Annotated in this window: 16 protein-coding genes; 8 read left to right on the top strand and 8 right to left on the bottom strand. The window is 65.8% G+C overall.

Going from position 1 to position 18,889, the window contains the following annotated elements; genetic code table 11:
* Positions 1–96: 96 nt before the first annotated feature.
* From rfaE2 to A3CW_RS0100320, 7 genes are all read right to left on the bottom strand, one after another.
* On the bottom strand, positions 97–588 hold the full coding sequence (rfaE2, locus tag A3CW_RS0100350) for a D-glycero-beta-D-manno-heptose 1-phosphate adenylyltransferase (protein ID WP_028201778.1): 492 nt from the start codon (positions 586–588) through the stop codon (positions 97–99).
* Between the two features lie 152 nt (positions 589–740).
* Positions 741–1,610, bottom strand: a complete 870-nt coding sequence (locus tag A3CW_RS0100345) for a ferritin family protein (protein WP_028201777.1) — start codon at positions 1,608–1,610, stop codon at positions 741–743.
* A gap of 482 nt (positions 1,611–2,092) precedes the next feature.
* Positions 2,093–3,298 carry a patatin-like phospholipase family protein gene (locus tag A3CW_RS0100340; RefSeq protein ID WP_028201776.1) on the bottom strand — a complete coding sequence of 402 codons (1,206 nt, stop codon included), beginning with the start codon at positions 3,296–3,298 and terminating at the stop codon, positions 2,093–2,095.
* A gap of 113 nt (positions 3,299–3,411) precedes the next feature.
* Positions 3,412–4,158: a PhaM family polyhydroxyalkanoate granule multifunctional regulatory protein gene (locus tag A3CW_RS44730; protein ID WP_245623504.1), complete on the bottom strand. Its 747-nt coding sequence runs from the start codon at positions 4,156–4,158 to the stop codon at positions 3,412–3,414.
* A 109-nt stretch (positions 4,159–4,267) separates the two neighbouring features.
* Positions 4,268–5,092 carry an enoyl-CoA hydratase/isomerase family protein gene (locus A3CW_RS0100330; RefSeq protein WP_028201775.1) on the bottom strand — a complete coding sequence of 275 codons (825 nt, stop codon included), beginning with the start codon at positions 5,090–5,092 and terminating at the stop codon, positions 4,268–4,270.
* Positions 5,093–5,151: 59 nt separating this feature from the next.
* A complete protein-coding gene (locus A3CW_RS44725) occupies positions 5,152–6,282 on the bottom strand; it encodes an ABC transporter substrate-binding protein (protein WP_245623520.1) in 1,131 nt (376 codons plus the stop codon).
* Between the two features lie 190 nt (positions 6,283–6,472).
* The gene (locus A3CW_RS0100320) at positions 6,473–7,465 is read right to left on the bottom strand and encodes a fumarylacetoacetate hydrolase family protein (protein ID WP_028201774.1); all 993 of its coding nucleotides are present in this window, start codon (positions 7,463–7,465) and stop codon (positions 6,473–6,475) included.
* 14 nt (positions 7,466–7,479) lie between these two features.
* Between A3CW_RS0100320 and A3CW_RS0100315 the strand changes: the two genes are divergently transcribed.
* The 7 genes from A3CW_RS0100315 (at position 7,480) to A3CW_RS0100285 (ending at position 16,182) form a co-directional block, all read left to right on the top strand.
* Entirely contained in the window at positions 7,480–8,499 is a 1,020-nt protein-coding gene (locus A3CW_RS0100315; protein ID WP_407669671.1) for an IclR family transcriptional regulator, read from the top strand.
* A gap of 117 nt (positions 8,500–8,616) precedes the next feature.
* Positions 8,617–10,038 carry a DUF3108 domain-containing protein gene (locus A3CW_RS44720; protein WP_063750787.1) on the top strand — a complete coding sequence of 474 codons (1,422 nt, stop codon included), beginning with the start codon at positions 8,617–8,619 and terminating at the stop codon, positions 10,036–10,038.
* Between the two features lie 421 nt (positions 10,039–10,459).
* Positions 10,460–11,242, top strand: a complete 783-nt coding sequence (pcaD, locus tag A3CW_RS0100305) for a 3-oxoadipate enol-lactonase (RefSeq protein ID WP_028201772.1) — start codon at positions 10,460–10,462, stop codon at positions 11,240–11,242.
* Positions 11,243–11,422: 180 nt separating this feature from the next.
* The gene (locus A3CW_RS0100300) at positions 11,423–11,680 is read left to right on the top strand and encodes a BTH_I0359 family protein (protein WP_028201771.1); all 258 of its coding nucleotides are present in this window, start codon (positions 11,423–11,425) and stop codon (positions 11,678–11,680) included.
* Positions 11,681–11,882: 202 nt separating this feature from the next.
* Positions 11,883–12,953, top strand: a complete 1,071-nt coding sequence (locus A3CW_RS0100295) for a homocysteine S-methyltransferase family protein (RefSeq protein WP_028201770.1) — start codon at positions 11,883–11,885, stop codon at positions 12,951–12,953.
* Between the two features lie 61 nt (positions 12,954–13,014).
* Positions 13,015–15,732, top strand: coding sequence for a methionine synthase (gene metH / locus A3CW_RS0100290; RefSeq protein WP_028201769.1), 2,718 nt, complete (start codon positions 13,015–13,017; stop codon positions 15,730–15,732).
* Between the two features lie 246 nt (positions 15,733–15,978).
* A complete protein-coding gene (locus A3CW_RS0100285; RefSeq protein WP_028201768.1) occupies positions 15,979–16,182 on the top strand; it encodes a hypothetical protein in 204 nt (67 codons plus the stop codon).
* Positions 16,183–16,342: 160 nt separating this feature from the next.
* Here the strand turns inward: A3CW_RS0100285 and A3CW_RS0100280 are convergent, their stop codons facing one another.
* Entirely contained in the window at positions 16,343–16,669 is a 327-nt protein-coding gene (locus A3CW_RS0100280; protein WP_035512106.1) for a DUF1840 domain-containing protein, read from the bottom strand.
* 357 nt (positions 16,670–17,026) lie between these two features.
* Here A3CW_RS0100280 and argS point away from each other — a divergent pair, with 357 nt between their 5' ends.
* Entirely contained in the window at positions 17,027–18,811 is a 1,785-nt protein-coding gene (argS, locus tag A3CW_RS0100275) for an arginine--tRNA ligase (RefSeq protein WP_028201766.1), read from the top strand.
* Positions 18,812–18,889 lie beyond the last annotated feature (78 nt).

The raw sequence follows: 18,889 nt of genomic DNA, 5'->3' as shown, positions 1-18,889 counted from the left end.
CAACCGGCCGGAGATCGGGCGCGCCCAAGCGTTGGGCGGCCCGGCCTTCGGCCGGTTCTGCATCGTCCGCCGCACGGGGCGGACGTAGGTCGAAACTTACTTCGATCCTTCCTGCGCGCGCACTTTCTGCAGCAGCTTCGTCGTGGAGCGGTCGTGTTCGAAGGCGATCGCGAGCGCGCGCCCGCCCCAGCCGCGCACCAGCGCCGACTCGGGCAGCGCGTCCATGTCGTAGTCGCCGCCCTTCACGAGAATGTCCGGACGCACGGCCCCGATCAGCTCGACGGGCGTTTGCTGACCGAACTGCACGACCCAGTCCACACTCTCCAGCGCCGCCAGCAGCGCCATGCGGTCGTTCTCGTTGTTGATGGGGCGGTCGTCGCCCTTGCCGAGCCTCTTCACCGAAGCGTCGCTGTTCACGCCGACGATCAGCGTGGCGCCCAGCGCCTTCGCATCGGCGAGATAGGTGACGTGTCCGCGATGCAGGATGTCGAAGACGCCATTGGTGAACACCACAGGGCCGGGCAGCGAGGCGCGCAGTTGCGCGAGCGCCTCGCGGGTCGTGATCTTGCGTTCGAAGGAAGCGGGCATGGAATGAGGCTCGGATAAAAAATGGGCGCGGATCGAATCGAGCAAGTCATCGACAAACGCGCCAATGAAAACGGCCCGTCACGCGAGGAGCGCTTCGGGCCGTCCCGGTCGCGGCGCGCCACGAAGACGCGCACGCGAGATGTCCCGGCGCGTCAGGCCGGCTGTTGCGTACCTTGCTCGGCCTGCAGGCGCTGCACCACTTCCTTGCGATAGCGGTTCAGTTCCTGTGCCGTGGTGAACGTGCGCTCGAACAGGATCGAGAGGTTGTGCAGAATACGCTCGATCACCTTCTTTTCCCAGCCGTCGTCGAAGCGGATCTGCTCGTCGAGCCAACGCTCGAGCCATTCCGGGTCGGGCAGGCGCGACTGCACGGTGTCGCGCGGGAACAGCGCCTGGTTCACGTGCAGGTTCGTCGGGTGCAGCGGCTTTTCGGTGCGGCGCGCCGAAGCCATCAGCACGCCGATCTTCGCAAACGCCGCGCGGGCGACGTCGCCGAAATTGTTGAGCGCCTTCTTCATGTAACGCAGGTAAGCGCCGCCGTGGCGCGCTTCGTCGCGCGAAATCGTTTCGTAGATGGCCTTGATGACCGGCTCCGTGTGCCATTCGGCGGCACGGCGATACCAGTGGTTCAGGCGGATTTCGCCGCAGAAGTGCAGCATGAGCGTTTCGAGCGGCGGCGCCGGATCGAACTCGAAGCGCACGGCGTGCAGCTCTTCTTCGGTCGGCACCATTTCCGGCTTGAAGCGGCGCAGGTATTCCATGAGCACGAGCGAATGCTTTTGCTCCTCGAAGAACCACACGCTCATGAACGCCGAAAAGTCGCTGTCGTGGTGGTTGTCGCGCAGGAACATTTCCGTGGCCGGCAGCGCCGACCATTCGGTGATCGCGTTCATCTTGATGGTCGCGGCCTGCTCATCGGTAAGGAGCGACGCATCGAACTTGTCCCAGGGAATGTCCTTTTCCATGTCCCATCGGACCGATTCGAGCGATTTGTAAAGTTCCGGATAAAGCATCGTGTTCATAGTCCCGCCCCTGATCTGCGCAAAACGCGCGCATGACGAATTCGTAGCGTGCCGCGTGCCCGCATACAACGCGGCCGCGCAGGCAAAAAGCATTTAATTTTACGCGGTATCCGGCCCTCTGGACGCAATCGCAGACCGGCGAACGCAACACGCGTTGCCCCACGACAATCCAGCTAACCGGAATGAAGGCGCCGTCGTGGATTCTGGGTAGCTGCTCCGTTCCTCGAACCCGGCCGCCTGATACCGCTGATCACCACCGATACCCGCGAGGCGTGCGAGCCATCGCCGCGGGCCTATGCGACACAATGTCGCACTCTAGCGCCCTACGTTCGACGTCTTTTTGACACACCTTGCTGGCTGATTTTCCAATGGGCATCCCGCCCGTCAAGGCCGTGGAACCTGCGCGGCGAAGCGCCGCTACGCCGCCCGCAACTCCCACAAATGACCAGAAAAACCTTACACAATAATAGCATGCCAGTGTTTCAGTTCCGCCACGCCGCAAAATCGTTGATCGCGCCGTCTGTCGGAGCTTTGAGCCAAGTTAAGAGAACATCCCTTTGCGCGAGCGTGTCGCGGTAACCCAGCTCGATCAACTCACGCGTGAATTCACGCTCGAAAAGCAAATAACTCGCAAACGCCGCACCCGAAGCGCGGTTGCCGCCCATCGCACCCAGCAGCATGCGCACGGAGCGCGGCAACTGCTGCAAATGGCGCGCGGCGATCAGCTCGATGCGCTCGCTCGGCGCGATCGCGAGCACCTCGACATGCCGCCAGCCGCTTTCCGGCTCCACCGTATGCGGCAGTTGCAGCACCATGCGGTTCACGTGCTCGATGCGCTCGATATCGGCGCCGAGCGAGTCGAGGAACACGCTTGCGAGCACCTGCTGGCCGATCTGCGCGAGCGTCGGATAGCGGTCGATGTCGGGGCGCGCCGCGGGCACTTCCGGCGTGGGCGCCGCGGCGCCCAGCACGACGATGCGCTGCGCGCCGAAGTGGATGGCCGGCGAGAGCGGCGCGATCTGCCGGACCGAGCCGTCGCCGAAATATTCGTGACGGCCGTCGAGTTCGAGACGCACGGCCGGGAACACGAATGGAATCGCCGCCGAGGCGAGCAGATGCGCGGGGGTGAGCGCGACCATGCGCGCGGTGCGTTGCGCGCGCCGCCACGCGGTAATCGGCTCGCACGCCTGATAGAACGTGACGTGCCGCCCCGACGAATAGCTGAGTGCCGTGACGGCGAGCGCGTAGAGCAGCCGCTCGTCGAGCATCTGCTCGATGCGATGGAAATTGAGCGCGTGCGGGAGCATCCGCGCGAGCGGCGTGCTGTCGAACAAGGTGCGCGGCGCGGCGCGCGCGCCCACGCTCGATGCAGCCCAGCCGAATGCGAGCGCGGCGAGCCAGCGCGCGCCCGCGGCGGCGACGCCGGGCCAGTCGGTGCGATAAATCTGGCTTGCGCGCATGTCCGACCAGACATCGACGAGGCGCGCCGCGCCGTGCGCGAACTGGTCGGCGTGGCTCGCGATCGAGGTGGCGTTGATTGCGCCCGCCGAGGTGCCGCAGATCACCGTGAAGGGCATGGCGCGGCGCGCCGGCTCGGCCTGGCCGGCCAGCTCGGCAAGCGCGCGCAAGGCGCCGGCCTGGTAGGCCGCCCGCGCGCCGCCGCCCATCATCACGAGCGCTAGCCGCATGATGCCGACGCTCCCCGTCGTGGTTTCGCTTTTGCCCCGCAGTTGGCCTTCTGTTGCCCTTCTGCTGCGTCCCGCGGGGCGCTTCTTCGTGACGTGACGTCGCGCGGTGCGCCTTATTCCGGCTGCGCCGGTGCCTTTTTCGCGCCGCGCGGCGCGCTGCGGCCCGCGCCGCCGTTGTTGCCATTGCCGCCGCCAGCGTTGCTGCTCCGCCGGGCGGTGGTGCTGCGTTTCGCCGTGGCGGTTTCGGTCTTCGCCTGCGCCTCGCTCACCGCTTCGGCGGCCGCTTGCGCGGCCTGCGCCGCGGCGGCGGGCTGCGCCATCGCGAATTGCGCGAGCTGGTTGAACTGCGCTTGCACGAGATTCCACCACGAACCCGCGTCGAAGCCCGGCGGCGCGGCTGCCGCGCCCTCGGCCGCAGCACCTGCGTTCGCGGCCTGCGGCTCGGCGGCCCGCTCGCGCGCGGCGCCCGCTCTCGGCGCTTCGGATTCGGCGTGCGTCGGGGTCATCTGCGCCTGCGCGAACGCGCCGAACGCACGCAGCGTGGAAAGCGTGGCGCGCTGCACTTCGAGCGCCTGGATGGCGGACTGCAACATGCCGAGATTGAGCTTGAGCCACTGCTCGACGGCGCGCAGATCGGTGATGCGCTTGTCGAGCTCCTCGATGTTGGTGAGCGGCGTCATCATGTCGGACATCATCGAAAGCGGCGGGCCAAAGGCTTGCGCCACGCCCGGCTCGCCGCCCGCAAACGCGCCCCCGAACGGCGTGAGGCGCATCATCCCCCACATCTGGTCGAGCATTTCGGCGGGCGGAAAGCCTGGAAAGCCCGGGAACGGCGGCATGGTGCCTGCTGAGTCGGTCATGCGGTACTCCCTCGCATAGATAGGTGGTCAAATGCGCGCGCGTGGGCGGCACGAAACGATCTCTTCGATGATAGCGCGCGTAAAAGCAGAAATCGGCAGAAAGCGCACATCAGAATGGATCGCCGCCCGGAAACTCCGGCGCGCGCCGCTCGCGCAGCGACTGCACGCCCTCGCGCACGTCGGGTCCCGCGAAGCCCATGAATTCGAGCGCAAGCGACGTGTCGAAGGTCGGCCCCGCCATGCGCAGCCAGTTGTTGAGCGCGTACTTGGTCCAGCGCACCGCGGTTTGCGAACCGCTGGCGAGGCGCTTCGCCACTTCGAACGCCTTCGGCAGCAGGTCGTTCTCGTCCACGGCGAGCGAGACGAGGCCGATGCGCTCCGCCTCCTCGCCGCTCACCGGCTCGCACAGCAGCAGGTAGTACTTCGCCTTCGCCATGCCGCACAACAGCGGCCACACGATCGCCGCGTGGTCCCCCGCCGCGACGCCCAGACGCGTATGGCCATCGATGATGCGCGCCGTTTTCGTGGCGATGGAAATGTCGGCCAGCAGTCCCGCGACGAGCCCCGCGCCCACCGCCGGACCGTGCATGGCCGAGACGATCGGCTTGCCGCAGTTGATCACGTTGTAGACGAGGTCGCGCGCCTCGCGCCACACGCGCGCGCGCACGTCGAAATGCGTGGCCATGTCCTCGACGAGTTGCAGGTCGCCGCCCGCCGAAAAGCCCTTGCCTTCGCCGCGAATCACGGCAACGCGCGCGTCGGGATCTCGGTCCACGTCGCGCCAGATCTCGGCGAGTTCGCGGTGCATGTTGGCGTCGGCGGTCGCGAGGCCGCTCTTGTTCGCGCCCTCGCCGCTCATCACGATCTCGACGATGCCGTGCTCGTGCCGCCGCACGCGCAGAGCGTGATAGCGGGCGTAAAAAGGATCGTTCATGGGCGGACCTCCCTTACTTCGGATTGCTGATTACGTGAAAGCACTGGCAGTGCGGCTCATCAATGCGGCTGATACGCCCACTTGCCATCTCGGATCTCGACCATCACGCGCGCTCGCGCGTCGAGGCCGAGGTGATCGGTGGCGCTCATGTTGACGACGCCGTTGGTGTCATGCTGCCCGTGCGTCGCCTCGAGTGCGTCGCGCAGCGCGTGGCGAAACGCGGGCGTGCCGGGCGCAGCCGACTTGAGCGCAACGGGTATCGCGTTCTGCAGCAAGAGCCCCGCGTCCCATGTATACGCGCCGAACGCCGACACGGTGCCCGCGCCGTTGCGTGCTTCATAACGCGAAATATAGTCGAGCGCGAGGCGCCGGCCGGGCTGGTCCTCGGGCAGTTGCGCGGCCACGAGTACCGGGCTTGCGGGCAGGAAGGTGCCGTTGCAGTCGGCGCCGCACACGCGCAGGAAGTCGCGGTTGCCCACGCCGTGGTTGTGATAGACGACGCCCTTGTAGCCGCGCTCCTTGAGCGCCTTGGGCGGCAGCGCGGCGGGCGTGCCGGCCGCGCCCACCACGACCGCATCGGGATGCGCCGCGACGATCTTGAGCACCTGCCCCGTCACGCCCGGATCCGTGCGATTGAAGCGCTCGTTCGCGACGAGCTTGATGTCGTGCTGCTGCGCGGCCTTCGCGATCTCGGCATAGAACGTCTCGCCGAGCGCGTCGGCCTGGCCGATATAGGCGAGCGTCTTCACGTTGTGGGCGGCTGCGTGCTCCATGATCGCGCCGGCCATCATCGCGTCGGTTTGCGGCGTCTTGAACATCCAGTGGCGCTTGTCGTCGACGGGCTCGATGATCTTCGCCGACGAAGCGAGCGAAATGGTGGGCGTCTCGCCCTGCGCGATCACGTCGAGCATCGCGAGCGAGTTGGGTGTGATCGACGAGCCGATGATCGCGTCGACATGCTGTTCGTCGATGAGCTTCTTCGTGTCCTGCACGGCCTGGGTCGTGTCCGAGGCGTCGTCGAGCACGATGTACTGGACTTTCTGGCCCGCGATCTCGGTGGGGAACATCGCGGCGGTGTCGCGCGCGGGAATGCCGAGCGAGGCGGCCGGACCCGTGAGCGAAAGCACGAGGCCGATCTTGACCTGCGCGAGCGCAAGCGTGGGCGCACAGATACTGAAAAGCGAGGCGATGCGTACAGCAAGACGGCTGGGGCGAGAAGCGTTCACGGTGTCTCCTTGTCGTTTTACGTTCGGATGCTGCGTGCTTCTACGGCTCGTACCTTGACTGACCTGCCCGATGCACTCGCAGAAAAAGGGCGTTCGCCAGTGTAGCCGCACGCGTGGCGCGCGGCATCCGGCGAAACCCTTCAGCGCCTGGGTGTCATGGCTCGCCGTGGAGCGACGCCACAGCCTGATCGATCGCGCCGAAAATCGACTTGCCCGCTTCGTCGAGCATCTCGATCTTCACGCTGTCGCCGAACTTCATGAACTCGGTGCTCGCCTGTCCGCTTTCGATCATTTCGAGGCAGCGCTTCTCGGCAATGCAGCAGTAGCCGCGCTTTGCGTCCTTGTTCGAGACCGTGCCCGAACCCACGATGGCGCCCGCGCGCAGATTGCGGGTTTTCGCAGCGTGCGCGATCAGCTGGCCGAAGTGGAACACCATGTCCGTGCCGGCATCGGGCTGGCCGACCTTCTTGCCGTTCCAGTGCACGATGAGCGGCAGGTGCACGCGCCCTTCGCGCCAGTGCTCGCCGAGTTCGTCGGGCGTGACCATGACCGGTGCGAACGCGCTGGCCGGCTTGCTCTGGAAAAAGCCAAAGCCCTTCGCGAGTTCTGCGGGAATGAGGTTGCGCAGCGAGACGTCGTTGACGAGCGTGACGAGCCGCACGGCCCGCAGCGCTTCGTCGGGGCTCGCGCCCATCGGCACGTCGCCGGTCACGACGGCGACTTCGGCCTCGAAGTCGATGCCGAACGCCTCGGATGCGCACACGATGTCGTCGCAAGGCCCGATGAAGTCGTCGCTGCCGCCCTGGTACATGAGCGGGTCGGTCCAGAATTCGGCGGGCATCTCGGCGCCGCGCGCGCGCCGCACGAGTTCGACGTGATTCACGTACGACGAGCCATCCGCCCATTGGTACGCACGCGGCAGCGGCGCCATGCAATCGCGCGCGTCGAAGCTGAACGCGTTGCGCGCGCGCCCGTAGTTGAGCGCGTCGTACAGCTCGGCGAGCTGCGGCGCGTAGAAGCGCCAGTCGTCGAGCGCGCGCTGCAGCGTGGGGGCGATCGTGTCGGCGATGGCGGCGCTGCGCAGGTCGCGGGAAACGACGATCAGTTGCCCGTCGCGGGTGCCGTCCTTCAGCGTGGCAAGTTTCATGGAATCAGACGTGAGTGACGATAAGGGAAATGTATTCTACGATGGTGAATCGGCGTGACCCAAGCGGGTGCGCCGCATGCCCTCAGTTGCCGTACAGTTGCCGTACGTTTGAACACCACAACGCATCCATGCCGCCAACCGTCCGATCCGCCTCGCCGCGCGCGAGCGCCCCAGACGCCCCGAACGCCGAAGATCTCGCCGACACCCTCGACACCGCAGACGCCGCGGAAGGCGCCGAAGCCGGCGAAGAAAAACTGCGCTCGGGCATCCAGTCGATCGAAGTGGGTTTTCGCCTGCTCGAAGTGCTCACCAGCGAGCCGCGCGCGATGATGCTGCGCGACCTCGCGCAGCGCGCGGGCATGAGCCCGGCGAAGGCGCACCGCTATCTCGTGAGCTTCATGCGCCTCGGCGTGGTCGCGCAGGACCCGCTCTCGGGACGCTACGAACTGGGCGGCTTCGCGTTGCAGCTTGGCCTCGCGCGTCTCGCGCGCGTGGACGGCGTCAAGCTCGCGCGCCTCGCGCTCACCGAATTGCGCGACGTGCTCGACATCACCGTGGGCATCGCCGTGTGGGGCAACCAGGGGCCGACCGTCGTGCACTGGCTGGAGTCGAGCCACCCCGCAAAAGCGTCGCTCAAGCTCGGCGACGTCATGCCGATGCTCAGTTCCGCCACGGGCCTGCTATTCGCCGCCTACCTGCCGCGCAGCAAGACGGCCCCGATGATCGAGCGCGAACTCTCGGGCGCGCAGCACTACTCGTACGGCTCGACACCGCGTACAGCCGAAGCGCTCGAACAGGCGCTCGCGGAAGTTCGCGAGCATGGTGCCGCCCGCGTGGAAGGCATGTTGCTGCCGACCATCCACGCGTTCTGCACCCCCGTGTTCGACGCGAGCGGCGAACTCGCGCTGGGACTCATCGCGCTCGGTCACGAAGGGGCGTTCGATATCGCCTGGAACGGCGCCGTGGATACCGCGCTGCGCGCGTGCGCCGAGAAACTGTCGTACGAATTGGGGTACAGTCCAACGCCGCGCTGAGGGCTGTACGCCGGGGCCCGCATCCATGTGACCCCGCTCGCACGCGTCTGCCTTTCTGCATGCACCCGGTGGGTTGTGTCACATTAACGTACGACCGATACCCCCCACGAACCGCCGATGTCCACGCCAGCCGCCCCGCGCGAGGCACGCCGCCTCGACACTGACTCACGCACGCCGCAACGCATGCGCGCGTGGCGCTGGGTCGGTGTGTTCGTCGCGGTCACGGCGCTCCATTGGCTCGCGGCCGAATGGTTCGCGCGGCATCACGGCGCGCCGCCGCCCGTCGCGCACGTGCGCGTGCCGGTGCAAGTGGCGCTCCTCAAACCCGAGCGCATCGAGCGCGAGGCAAAACCCGCGGGCCCCGCGGCGGCGCCTGCCCATGCCGCGCCCAAACCGGCGCCCAGGCCCGCCGAGCCGCATACGCTGCACGCGGTGACGCCGCCCAAACCGCACCCCAAAGCGCCGGCCTCGCCGCCGGATACGCAGGCGGCGTCCACGCCCGCAGCCGCATCGCCAGCCAGCGCGAGCGCCGCCGGCACGAGCGGGACGGCAAGCACGGCGCCCGGCAACGGCAAGCAGCCTTCGGCACAAGCCACACAAGCCTCGCATGGGCTGAAATTTTCGGTGCCCCCATCGGGCGAGCTGCAGTACGACACGTTCTATAACGGTGTGCGCAATCAGCCCGGCACGATCCACTGGTCGAGCGATGGACAACGCTACGAGATGGTCGTGCGTGTGCCCCTGCCCTTCGTCGGCGAGTTCAGCTGGACCAGCAAGGGCCACGTGGACGCCTTCGGCCTCGCGCCCGATCAGTACATCGAAAAGCGCGGCCATCGTCCTTCGGACGTGACGATTTTCAATCGCACCGACAAGCAGATCGTGTTCACGCGCACGCCCAACTCGCTCGCGCTGCCCGATGCCGCGCAGGACCGCTTCAGCATGGTGATGCAGCTCGCGAGCCTCGTGCGCGGCGACCCCGACGCGTACAAGCCAGGCGTCACGCGCGAGTTCTATGTCGCGGACAACGACAGCGGCGAGACCTGGCCCATCACCACGATCGGCGACGAAACCGTGAGCACGGATCATGGCTACGTCACAGCGCGCCACTTCATGCGTCTGCCGCGCCGCGAGGGCGACAAGCGGCGCATCGACGTGTGGCTCGCGCAGTCGCTCGGCTGGTTGCCCGTGCGCCTCGTGCAAACCGAACCGAATGGCAACCAGTTCGAACTGGTGTGGCGCGGCGCGCTCACGGTGCCGAGCGCGACGAACGCACCCGCGTCGGCGCCAGACTCCGCAGCGGCCGCGACCGCCACGGCGCCCAGCGCCACGCCCGACACAACATCGGCACAATCCGCAACGCCGGAAGCTGCGCCTGCTTCTGCGCCTGCTGCGTCACAACCGGAACCGCAACCGTCTGCGCAGCCGGCGCCACCCGCCAATATGCAGACAGAAACGCCAACAGAATCACCGCCGCAACCGTCCACAGACGACGCGCAACCCTCACCCGCGTCGCCGGGCCCGGCGCCCGAGCATCCCTGAGCGCGCAACCGCACGCACCGCTCGATCCGGACGGCCCGCTACGCAACACAAATTCGCGAAATAGCGCATACTGGAATCGAGCCATGCGTCAAGGATCGCAAGGCATTGCGCGCACTACGAAGGCCCAAAAAAACAAGCAGACGAAACACGGCAGCACGACACCGCGCGCAAACAACGGACCAGCGAACGCACCAGCAAACGGACCAGCACGAACAAACCGATACAACGCTGCACAAGACGGACAAAATCGGCTCGACACAATAAACGGCGCAGCAAACAGGGACGCGACACACAAGCTAACGAACATCGCATCGCGCATCGTCTGCGCGCCCCAGGCGCGCGGATTGCTCCATCAGCATCGCGTGCATGCAGTACCTCGCAAACGGCTTGACTCCCAGCCTGGAAGGCGAAGGAGGAACCCATGCAAGTGACTGTCAATGGCATCGATACGCACTATGTCTTCGACGACAGGAGCGGTGGGCCCGCGCTGGCGTTCATTCACCAACTGGGCGGCGACCTTGGCGTGTGGGACACGCTCGCCGGACATTTCCGCCATCGCCACAGCGTGCTGCGCTATGACGTGCGCGGCCACGGTGGTAGCGCCGTCGCGAGCGAGCCCTTCGGCTTCGCAGAACTCGCTGCCGACCTCGCTGCGCTTTTCGACGCAACCGGCATCGAGCATGCGCATCTCGTCGGCATGTCGATGGGCGGCATGATTGCGCAGCAGTTCGCGCTCGATTACTCCGAACGCGTGACGACGCTCACGCTTTGCGACACGGCAAGCCATACGCCGCCTCAAGCGCGCGAAACGTGGAACGAACGCGCCGCCACGGTGCGCAGCGAGGGTCTCGGGGCGCTCGTCGACGCGACGATGGCGCGCTGGTTCACCGCCGACTTCCGGCACACGCATGCGCCGACTGTCGAGCGGATTTGTGACGTTTTATTACGGACCCCTTCAGAAGGCTATGCGATGGCCTGCGAGGCGCTACGCGATTTCGACGTGGAAAACAGGCTCGCGCAACTGCGCGTGCCGACGCTCGCAGTGGCGGGCCGCCACGACAGCGGCACGCCGATGGCCGTAACGCAGGCCCTTGCAAGAGCAATAGAAGGGTCGCATTTCGTGGTGCTCGATGCCGCGCATCTGGCCCCGGTAGAGGAGTCGCACCGTTTCACCGCGTTGCTCGAAACGTTTCTCAAACAGTAGGTCTAAGCAGTTCGAAGTAAAGCATCATGGCAGTGGCAGCAGACGCAGTTGAGAAGTGAAGTAAAAAAGGGAGAGCAGTCCACATAAGAGGTGATGCGGGACCCACCCCTTGAATTCCAGAACGAACGCTCCATGTATTGACCGAGAAGGTCGGGGAGCACAGGAAAAAGGAGTGTCGCCATGCAAATGATCTACAACAGTCCCAACTATTGCGTTGTCGAGTTCCCACCGCAGGACGGCCACAGCGCGATGCGCGCTGGCGGCTACGAGATCGTCGACAAAAATGCGCGCCGCGAGATCTTCATCGACGGCGTGATGGCGGCACGTTTTCGCGAAGACGTGCAAAAGCTGATGGACGAAGACCAGTCTCTCGACGAAGTCGACGAATTCCTCGGACAGTTCGACAGCCTCATGCAGCAACCCGTCGTGCTTCACTGACGCTAGCGCACCCCGCGGCACTCAACGCGCAGCGTCCTTCACACGAAACCCCGTCCGGCTTGCCGGGCGGGGTTTTCTTTTGGCCGTCCGGCGCGCGCCACAGCGGTTGCCGGCGCGCGACGCCGCCCGCAGCGGAGCGTTGCCGCAGCGGCTACAATGTGGGGTTTCCCAGTTCAACCGGCACCACGCCCGCCCGCGATCCATGAACCAGCCCGCAGCCCTTGCCTCGCGCCCCGCCGGGGACGCCAAATACACGCGCGGCGCAGCGCTTCCCGCGCTGCTCGCCTCGCGTATCGTGATCCTCGACGGCGCGATGGGCACGATGATCCAGCGCTACAAGCTCGACGAAGCCGCCTACCGCGGCGAACGCTTCAAGGACTACCCGCGCGATATCAAGGGCAATAACGAACTGCTCTCGCTCACGCAGCCGCAGATCATCAGCGAGATTCACGAGCAGTATCTCGCGGCGGGCGCGGACATCATCGAGACCAACACGTTCGGCGCGACTACGGTGGCCCAGGACGACTACGGCATGGGCGAACTGGCCATCGAGATGAACGTCGAGTCGGCGAAGCTCGCGCGCGCCGCGTGCGACAAGTATTCGACGCCGGACAAGCCGCGCTTCGCCGCGGGCGCGATCGGGCCGACGCCGAAAACGGCGAGCATCTCGCCCGACGTGAACGATCCGGGCGCGCGCAACGTGACGTTCGAGGAACTGCGCCGTGCGTACTACGAGCAGGCGAAGGCGCTCATGGACGGCGGCTGCGACCTCTTCCTCGTCGAGACGATCTTCGACACGCTCAACGCCAAGGCCGCGCTGTTCGCGCTCGACCAGCTCTTCGAAGACACGGGCGAGAATCTGCCGATCATGATCTCGGGCACCGTCACCGACGCTTCGGGCCGCATTCTCTCGGGCCAGACCGTCGAAGCGTTCTGGAACTCGCTGCGTCACGCGAAACCGCTCACGTTCGGTCTGAACTGCGCGCTGGGCGCGGCGCTCATGCGCCCGTACATCGCCGAGCTTGCGAAGCTCTGCGACACGTACGTCTCGTGCTATCCGAACGCGGGGCTGCCCAACCCAATGAGCGACACGGGCTTCGACGAAACGCCCGCCGATACGTCGGCACTGCTCAAGGAATTCGCGAGCGCCGGTCTCGTGAACGTGGCGGGCGGCTGCTGCGGCACGACGCCCGAGCACATCGCGGCCATTGCCAAAGCGCTCGCCGAGATCAAGCCGCGCCGCTGGCCCGGCCAGTATCGCGACGCCGCCTGACGGCAAGTTCGATCGCTGCTTCCGAGTCCCGCTCCCACCACACACGATCCGGTCCCACGCCATGACTGACCATACCCTGCGCCTTTCCGGCCTCGAACCCTTCAACGTGACCGAAGGCACGCTGTTCATCAACGTGGGCGAGCGCACCAACGTGACCGGCTCGAAGGCTTTCGCGCGGATGATTCTCAACGGCCAGTTCGACGAGGCGCTCGCGGTTGCGCGCCAGCAGGTCGAAAACGGCGCGCAGGTCATCGACGTCAACATGGACGAAGCCATGCTCGACTCGAAGGCGGCGATGGTGCGCTTCATGAACCTGATCGCCTCCGAACCCGACATCGCACGCGTGCCGATCATGATCGACTCGTCGAAGTGGGAGGTGATCGAGGCGGGCCTGCAGTGCGTGCAGGGCAAGGCCATCGTCAACTCGATCTCGCTCAAGGAAGGCAAGGAGCAGTTCGTGCATCACGCGAAGCTGATTCGCCGCTATGGCGCGGCGAGCGTCGTGATGGCCTTCGATGAGAAGGGCCAGGCCGACACTTACGCGCGCAAGACCGAGATCTGCAAGCGCTCCTACGACGTCCTCGTGAACGAAGTGGGCTTCCCGCCCGAGGACATCATCTTCGACCCGAACATCTTCGCGGTGGCGACCGGCATCGAGGAGCACAACAACTACGCGGTGGACTTCATCGAAGCCACGCGCTGGATCAAGCAGAACCTGCCCTACGCGAAGATCAGCGGCGGCGTGTCGAACGTGTCGTTCTCGTTCCGCGGCAACGATCCGGTGCGCGAGGCGATCCACACCGTGTTCCTCTACTACGCCATTCAGGCGGGTATGAACATGGGCATCGTGAACGCGGGCCAGCTCGGCGTGTACGCCGACCTCGACGCGGAGCTGCGCGAGCGCGTGGAAGACGTGGTGCTCAACCGCCGCGACGACGCCACCGACCGTCTGCTCGAGATCGCCGACAAGTTCAAGACCGGCGCCGCGAAGAAGGAAGAAAACCTCGAGTGGCGCAACCAGGGCGTGGAAAAGCGTCTCGCGCACGCACTCGTGCTCGGCATCACGAACTTCATTGTCGAGGACACCGAAGAAGCGCGCGTGAAGATCATGGGTGCCGGCGGCCGCCCGATCAACGTGATCGAAGGCCCGCTCATGGACGGCATGAACATCGTCGGCGACCTGTTCGGCCAGGGCAAGATGTTCCTGCCGCAGGTGGTGAAATCGGCGCGCGTGATGAAGCAGGCCGTGGCGCACCTGATTCCGTTCATCGAGGAAGAAAAGCGTCTGCTCGCCGAAACGGGCGCCGACGTGCGCGCGAAGGGCAAAATCGTCATCGCGACCGTGAAGGGCGACGTGCACGACATCGGCAAGAACATCGTGTCGGTGGTGCTCCAGTGCAATAACTTCGAAGTGGTCAACATGGGCGTGATGGTCCCGTGCAACGAGATCCTCGCGAAGGCCAAGGTCGAAGGCGCGGATATCGTCGGCCTCTCGGGGCTGATTACGCCGTCGCTCGAGGAAATGGCCTATGTTGCGAGCGAAATGCAGCGTGACGACTACTTCCGCATCAAGAAGATTCCGCTGCTGATCGGCGGCGCGACCACCTCGCGCGTGCATACGGCCGTGAAGATCGCGCCGCACTACGAAGGCCCGGTCGTGTACGTGCCTGACGCTTCGCGTTCGGTTTCCGTGGCGTCGAGCCTGCTTTCGGATGAAGGCGCAGCGAAGTACCTCGACGAACTCAAGGCCGACTACGAGCGCATCCGCGACCAGCACGCCAACAAGAAGGCCACGCCGCTCGTGACGCTCGAAGAAGCGCGCGCGAACAAGACGAAGATCGACTGGGCGAATTTCCAGCCTGTGAAGCCGAAGTTCATCGGCCGGCGCGTGTTCAAGAACTTCGACTTGAACGAACTCGCGAAATACATCGACTGGGGTCCATTCTTCCAGACGTGGGATCTCGCCGGCCCCTATCCGCAGATCCTCAACGACGAGATCGTGGGCGAGTCGGCACGCCGCGTGTTTTCCGACGCGAAGTCGATGCTTGCGCGCCTGATCCAGGGCCGCTGGCTGCAGGCCAACGGCGTGATCGCGCTGTTGCCCGCGAACACGGTCAACGACGACGACATCGAAATCTACACCGACGATTCGCGCAGCGAAGTCGCGCTCACGTGGCGCAACCTGCGCCAGCAGTCGGTGCGCCCGGTGGTGGACGGCGTGATGCGTCCGAACCGCTCGCTTGCCGACTTCATCGCGCCGAAGGACTCGGGCGTGGCGGACTATATCGGCATGTTCGCGGTGACGGCGGGCATTGGCGTGGACGTGAAGGAAGCGCAGTTCGAGAAAGACCACGACGACTACAGCGCGATCATGCTCAAGGCGCTCGCGGACCGCTTCGCGGAAGCGTTCGCCGAAGCATTGCACGCACGCGTGCGCCGCGATTTGTGGGGCTATGCAGTCAGCGAAACGCTCGATAACGACGCGCTGATCGCCGAAAAGTACGCGGGCATTCGCCCGGCGCCTGGCTACCCGGCCTGCCCGGATCACCTCGTGAAACGCGACATGTTCGACTTCCTGCAGGCGGGCGAGGTCGGCATGAGCGTGACGGAATCGCTTGCCATGCTGCCGGCCGCGAGCGTTTCGGGCTTCTATCTCGCGCACCCGGACAGCACGTATTTCTCGGTGGGCAAGATCGGCCAGGACCAGCTCGCCGACTATGCGCAGCGTATGTCGCTCTCCGACGCGGACGCTCGCCGCGCGCTCGCGCCGCAGCTCTAAGCCGCCCGGCGCGCCGCCCCGGGCGGCGCGCTTTCTCCCGTCACTACCCCCTGTTGTCGCCGCCCGACATACGCCATCCGGCAAGGTGAAGATTACGCGCGCGCGATTTTTCGGCTTTGTAAGATGGCCCGGCAAGACCCGGTATCACCTGCATGACACGCGGCCACATGCGGCAGCGCCGCGCCGGCTCGCTCATCAGCAAATCCTTAAAACGCAAAATCGAAGCAACCTCGACGGAGAAATCGTATGAAGAAGCTGATGTTGATGTTGACCGCCTTCGGCGTCGCGGCGCTTGCGCAGCCGTCGTTCGCCCAGCCGGCCGCGCCGGAGCAGGCGAGCCCGGCGACGTCGTATTCGGCGCCCACCGAAAAGCACGTGAAGAAGCCGAAGAAAAAGAAGATGAAGAAGTCGGAGGCTTCCGCTGCCGAACCGGCGGCCGCCAGCGAGTAAGGCGAGCCGAAGGTGAACAAAAGCAAAGAGCCCGCAACATTGCGGGCTCTTTGCTTTGGAACATCGAATCGGGTGGGGCAACCAGAGCGCCCTCGCAGGCTGGCCGGCACGCGCCATGGCGACAGCGCAGCCCCACGCCCAGTCACGTCAAGTACGGACCTCAAATGCCCCACAAAACGTCGTTGTCTTCCTTCTTCGCGGCGCGCAGCATGTCGAGGAACGGAAAGGCGCGCTGTGCGAGGCCGACCGGCAGTTCGTGATGCACCCGGTCATCCTCGCCTTCGTGAAAGTGGCCTTCCTGCTCGTGACGGTCCTTCTTGTCCGTGGCGATGGCCGCTTCGAGCTTGGTGATGGCGGTGTCGAGTTCGTCGTGGGTAATGACGCCGCGCGGGCCGAGCCGCTTGCCGATGATGCCGAGAAGGTATTGTGCGAGGTTCTCCAGCATCGTGACGTCAGGCGCCGCGTGACATTTAAAAGTAACCAGCATGTCTGTTCCCTTTATGATTTTTTGGATCTGCGCGTGACGTTCCGGCCTGCGAAGCCAGACGGGCCAAGGCGACCCATGTCGCGCTACCTCATTTCACATATTAGCACCTGCTAAAATCCGTCAGGACGGAATTACCCGCAGGGTGCGGCGACCGGACGTTCTGGCATCAGGGACGCCGCCACGCCGCCTGCCGCAACGAGGCCCCCCGTGCATTGGCGCATGGCAGGAGGCCCGCCGCGAGGCTGGCGCCCTCACCCGTATTCGGCGGTCAGCGCCGGCAAGCCAGGGGCCATGCCCCGGGTTACGCCCCCAGCGCCGGCCCCGCATCCCATTACCCGCACAGGACTTGCAACCAGCATGCTGCCCGCACAGAAACACACCCTGGAGACCCTGCTCGCGCAAGCCGTAGCCCAAGTGGCGAAGGCCGCCGAAGGCGCGAGCGAAGCCGCATTCGTCGTGCCCGCGATCACGCTCGAGCGCCCGAAGGTCGCAGCACACGGCGACGTCGCCTGCAACGTCGCGATGCAGCTCGCCAAGCCGATGCGCGCGAACCCGCGCCAGCTCGCGCAGCAGATCGTCGACGCCGTGCTCGCCCAGCCCGAGGCCGCAGGCCTCGTCGAGGCGGCCGAAGTGGCCGGCCCCGGCTTCATCAACCTGCGTCTCACCGCCAGCGCGAAGCGCGCCGTGATCGGCGCCGTGTTCGAGCAGGGCGAGGCATTCGGCCGCTCGCAGCGCGAAGCCGGCAAGCGCGTGCTCGTCGAGTTCGTCTCGGCGAACCCCACGGGTCCGCTGCACGTGGGCCACGGCCGCCAGGCCGCGCTCGGCGACGCCATCTCGAACGTGCTTGCCTCGCAGGGCTATGACGTACATCGCGAGTTCTACTACAACGACGCGGGCGTGCAGATCGGCAACCTCGCCGTCTCCACCCAGGCACGCGCGCGCGGCTTCAAGCCCGGCGACGCCGAATGGCCGGAAGCGGCCTACAACGGCGAATACATCGCCGACATCGCGCGCGACTACCTCGCGGGCGAAACCGTCGCGGCCAAGGACGGCGAGCCCGTCACGGGCGAGAAGGACCCCGAGAACCTCGAAGCGATCCGCCGCTTCGCCGTGGCCTATCTGCGCCACGAGCAGGATCTCGACCTGCAGGCGTTCGGCGTGAAGTTCGACCGCTACTACCTCGAGTCGTCGCTCTACACGGAAGGCCGCGTCGAGAAGACCGTCGAGGCGCTGGTCGCGTCGGGGCAGACCTACGAGCAGGAAGGCGCGCTGTGGCTCAAGACCACCGACTACGGCGACGACAAGGACCGCGTGATGCGCAAGTCCGACGGCACCTACACCTACTTCCTGCCCGATGTGGCCTACCACGTCACCAAGTGGGAGCGCGGCTTCACGAAGGTCATCAACGTTCAGGGCTCCGACCACCACGGCACCATCGCGCGCGTGCGCGCGGGCCTGCAGGCGCTCGGCATCGGCATTCCGAAGGGCTATCCCGACTACGTGCTGCACAAGATGGTCACGGTGATGCGCGACGGCCAGGAGGTGAAGATCTCCAAGCGCGCGGGCAGCTACGTGACGGTGCGCGACCTGATCGAATGGTCGGGCGGCGCGAACCCGGGCAGCGAAGTCTCGCCCGATCTGCTCGACGAGGCGACCATCCGCCGCGGCCGCGACGCCGTGCGCTTTTTCCTCATCTCGCGCAAGGCCGACACCGAATTCGTGTTCGACATCGACCTCGCGCTGAAGGAAAACGACGAAAACCCGGTGTACTACGTGCAGTATGCGCATGCGCGCATCTCGTCGATTCTCGGCGACTGGCAGGGCAAGTTCGGCGGCGATCCGGCCGCGCTGCCCAAGGTCGAGCTCGCACCGCTTGCGAGCGAGCGCGCGCTCGCGCTCATCGCAAAACTCGGCGAATTCCCCGACATGCTCACGCATGCGGCCAGCGAACTCGCGCCGCACGCGGTGGCGTTCTACCTGCGCGAACTCGCCGCTGAGTTTCACTCGTTCTACAATGCCGAACGCGTTCTCGTCGACGACGTCGCCGAACGCGACGCCCGCGTCGCCCTTCTCGCGGCCACGCGCCGGGTGCTCGCGAACGGCCTGGCCGTGATCGGCGTGTCCGCGCCGGAGCGCATGTAACGAGACGCGCGAGACTCGCGCGCAGCAGCTTGTATGGGGCCGCCGCCTCGCGCGGACGGCCATTCCAGGATTCTCTTG

It is taken from the genome of Paraburkholderia nodosa DSM 21604, assembly GCF_000519185.1.
Classification (GTDB): Bacteria; Pseudomonadota; Gammaproteobacteria; order Burkholderiales; family Burkholderiaceae; genus Paraburkholderia; species Paraburkholderia nodosa.
Note: the sequence above shows the minus strand (reverse complement) of the source record. Positions and strands in the feature narration are given on the sequence as shown.